The 4,008-nt window shown below is 75.0% G+C and carries 3 protein-coding genes; all 3 read left to right on the top strand.

The features are described 5' to 3' along the window. Nucleotides 1-1,810 (top strand): dipeptide ABC transporter ATP-binding protein (locus tag AOK09_RS30350; protein ID WP_055590440.1); only part of this gene is annotated, 1,810 nt, incomplete at its 5' end. Then, entirely contained in the window at nt 1,807-2,784 is a 978-nt protein-coding gene (locus tag AOK09_RS30355) for a formylglycine-generating enzyme family protein (RefSeq protein WP_079063558.1), read from the top strand. The genes AOK09_RS30350 and AOK09_RS30355, both read left to right, overlap by 4 nt. A gap of 54 nt (nt 2,785-2,838) precedes the next feature. Then, the coding region (locus AOK09_RS38450) for a sulfatase (RefSeq protein WP_245687551.1) at nt 2,839-3,622 on the top strand (784 nt) is incomplete at its 3' end. Nucleotides 3,623-4,008: the final 386 nt, after the last annotated feature.

Genomic DNA, 4,008 nt, shown 5'->3' on the forward strand with positions numbered 1-4,008 from the left:
CGGCCGCACCGTACGCGCCGTCGACGACCTCAGCTTCTCCCTCGCCCCCGGCGAGACCCTCGGCATCGTCGGGGAGTCCGGCTCCGGCAAGTCGACCACGGCGCTCGCCCTGCTGGGCATGCTCCCCGCCCCGGGCCGGATCACCGCCGGATCCGTCCTGCTGGAGGGCACCGACCTGGCGGCCGCCACCGCCGAGGAGCTGCGCGCGGTACGCGGCAACCGCATCGGCATGGTCTTCCAGGACCCGCTGTCCGCCCTCAACCCCGTGCTCTCCGTGGCGCAGCACCTGGACGAGGCGATGCGCGCCCACGGCCGCGGCGACCGGCGCTCCCGCCGCGCCCGGGCTGAGGAACTGCTCGACCTGGTCGGTATCCCCGACCCCGCGCGGCGACTGGCCGACCACCCCCACCAGTTCTCCGGCGGCATGCGGCAGCGCGTCATGATCGCCCTGGCGCTGGCCAACGAACCCGCCGTACTGATCGCCGACGAACCCACCACCGCGCTGGACGCCACCGTGCAGGACCAGATCCTGCGGCTGCTGGACCGCCTCAACCGGGAGACCGGCACCGCGATCGTCCTCATCACCCACAACATGGGCGTGGTGGCGCGCTCCTGCCGGCGCACCCTGGTGATGTACGGAGGCCGGGCGGTCGAGGACGGGCCCACCGACCAGGTCCTCTCCGCGCCCCGCCACCCGTACACCGCAGGGCTGCTGGCCGCCGTGCCCCGACTGGACACCCCGTCGGGAACCAGACTCAGCAGCATCCCCGGCAGCCCGCCGGACCTGTCGCTGCCCCTGGCCGGCTGCGCCTTCGCCGCCCGCTGCCCCATCGCCGAGGACCGCTGCCGCACCCAGGCGCCCCCGCTGAGCGCCCGGGCCGACGGCCACCGCGCCGCTTGCTGGTCCGCCGCCGACGCGCGCACCGCCGTGACCCCCGACGCGTCCGGGCCCCGGCCCGCGGCGGCTCCCACGGCCGACGGACCGGGGGAGGTCCTGCTGGAGGTCCGCGACCTGCGCCGGACCTTCCCCGGCCGCGGCCGGCTCGGACGCCGCCGCCCCGTGGTCGCGCTGGACGGCGTGAGCCTGACCCTGCGGGCGGGGGAGACCCTGGGCATCGTCGGGGAGTCCGGCTCCGGCAAGTCCACCCTGGCCCGCACCCTGGTCCAGGTCCACCCGGCGACCTCCGGCAGTGTGCTCTTCCGCGGCCGCGAGGTGGACCACGCCCGGGGTGAGGCACTGCGTGCGCTGCGGCGCGAGGTGCAGATGGTCTTCCAGGACCCGTACTCCTCGCTCAACCCCCGGATGACCGTCGGCGACATCATCGCCGAACCGCTGATCGCCCACGGCCTCGGCGACCGGGACGAACGCCGCCGCCGCGTCGCGGCGCTGCTGCAGCAGGTGGGCCTGGACCCGGACACCGCCGGACGCAACCCCCGGGCCTTCTCCGGCGGCCAGCGCCAGCGCATCGGCATCGCCCGCGCACTCGCCCCCGAACCGTCCGTGCTGGTCTGCGACGAACCCGTCTCCGCCCTGGACGTCTCGGTGCAGGCCCAGGTCGTCAACCTGCTGACGGACCTTCAGCGCGACCTCGGCCTCGCCCTGGTCTTCATCGCCCACGACCTGGCCGTGGTGCGGCAGGTCAGCCACCGCATCGCGGTGATGCACCGCGGCCGCGTCGTGGAGACCGGCGACGCCGACCGGGTCTGCTCCGCGCCCGAGGACCCCTACACCCGGGCGCTGCTCGCCGCCGCACCCACCGTCGGCCGTCCGGCCCACCGGCCGGGCGCCCTCGCGGAGGCCGGGGCGTGACGGGCCACCGCGCCGGCGGCCCATGCTGCGGTCCGGGCCGCGGCGGCGCCGGGCACGGGGCGGGCGGGACCACCGTCCCGCTCGCCCCGCCGCCCCCGCGCCGCACACCACCGCCCGGCGCGGCCGACGCCGAACGGCCCGACGCGGCCGCGGTCGCCCTGCCCGGCGGCACCTTCCTGATGGGCGACCCCTTCGGGGAGGGCTACCACGCCGACGGGGAGGGCCCGGCGCGGCCCGTCACCGTCCCCCCGTTCCGGATCGACACCACCGCCGTCAGCAACGCCCGTTTCGCGGCCTTCACCGCCGCCACCGGCTACCGCACCGAGGCCGAGCGGTACGGCAGCTCCTACGTGTTCCACCTGCTGCTGCACCCCGCCGCACACCGCTTCGTCCTCGGCCGGGTCGCCGCCGCCCCCTGGTGGCTGGCCGTGGAGGGCGCCCACTGGGCCGCACCCGAGGGCCCGGGCTCCGACGTCGCCGACCGCGCCGACCACCCCGTGGTGCATGTGTCGCACGGCGACGCCCTGGCCTACTGCTCCTGGGCGGGGGCGCGGCTGCCCACCGAGGCGGAGTGGGAGTACGCCGCCCGCGGAGGCCTGGAGGGCGCCCGCTATCCGTGGGGTGACGAACGCGCCCCCGGCGGCCGGGAGCGGATGAACGTCTGGCAGGGCCGCTTCCCCGACCTCAGCACCAAGCCCGTCGGCACCGTGCCCGTCGACGCCCACCCGCCTGGCGGCCACGGCCTGTACAACACCTCGGGCAATGTCTGGGAGTGGTGCGCGGACTGGTTCAGCGCCGACCCCCGCAGACCCGTCGGCGGCCCGGCCCAGGGTGCCGAGCGGGTCATCCGCGGCGGCTCGTACCTGTGCCACGACTCCTACTGCAACCGCTACCGGGTCGCCGCCCGCTCCCGCAACACCCCCGACTCCTCCACCGGGCACGGCGGCTTCCGCTGCGCCTGGGACGCCCTCTGAGCCCTCCCCGCGACCACCACGGAAGGACACCTCCCCGTGAAGGCCGTCATGGTCATGTTCGACAGCCTCAACCGGCATCTGCTGCCGCCCTACGGCTGCACCTGGACCCACGCCCCCAACTTCGCCCGCCTCGCCCGGCACACCGCCACCTTCGAACGCTGCTACGCCGGGAGCATGCCCTGCATGCCCGCCCGCCGGGAACTGCACACCGGCCGCCACAACTTCCTGCACCGCAGCTGGGGCCCGCTGGAGCCGTTCGACGACTCCATGCCGGAACTGCTCAAGCAGAACGGCGTCCACACCCACCTGGCCAGCGACCACCCGCACTACTGGGAGGACGGCGGCGCCACCTACCACGGCCGCTACAGCACCTGGGAGTTCTTCCGCGGCCAGGAGGGCGACCCCTGGAAGGGCCAGCTCGCGGAACCGCGGATCCCCGCCTCGCTGCGCGCCGTCCGCGGCGACACCTGGCGGCAGGACTGGGTGAACCGCGCCCACCTCACCACCGAGGCCGAGCACCCGCAGACCCGCACCTTCGACGCCGGCCTGGAGTTCATCGAGGCCAACCACGCCGAGGACCGCTGGTTCCTGCAGATCGAGACCTTCGACCCGCATGAGCCCTTCTTCACCCACCAGCGGTTCAAGGACCTCTATCCGCACGCCTACGACGGCCCCCACCACGACTGGCCCGACTACGGCAAGGTCACCGAGACCGACGAGCAGACGGAGCACCTGCGGCGCGAGTACGCGGCCCTGCTCTCCATGTGCGACGACTCCCTGGGCCGCGTCCTGGACGCCTTCGATCGCCACGGCCTGTGGGCGGACACCCTGCTGCTGGNNGCGCCGGCCGCTGGGCGGCGCCCGCCACAGCGGCCTGGTGCAGACCGTCGACCTCGCCCCCACCCTGCTGGAGTTCTTCGGCCTGGACCGCACCCCCGACATGCGCGGCCGCCCGCTGGGCGAGGCCCTGGACGCCGCCGCTCCGCGAGGCGCCGCACTGTTCGGGATGTTCGGCGGCCATGTGAACGTCACCGACGGCCGCTACGTCTACATGCGGTCCTGCGCGGAACCCGGCAACCAGCCGCTGTACGAGCACACCCTGATGCCCACCCATATGCGCGGCCGCTTCACCCCGGGCGAACTCGCCGACGCCGAACTCGCCGAACCGTTCACCTTCACCAAGGGCCTGCGCACCCTGCGCACCCCCGCCCGCCTGGCCCCGCT

This window comes from Peterkaempfera griseoplana, from assembly GCF_001418575.1.
Classification (GTDB): domain Bacteria; phylum Actinomycetota; class Actinomycetes; order Streptomycetales; family Streptomycetaceae; genus Peterkaempfera; species Peterkaempfera griseoplana.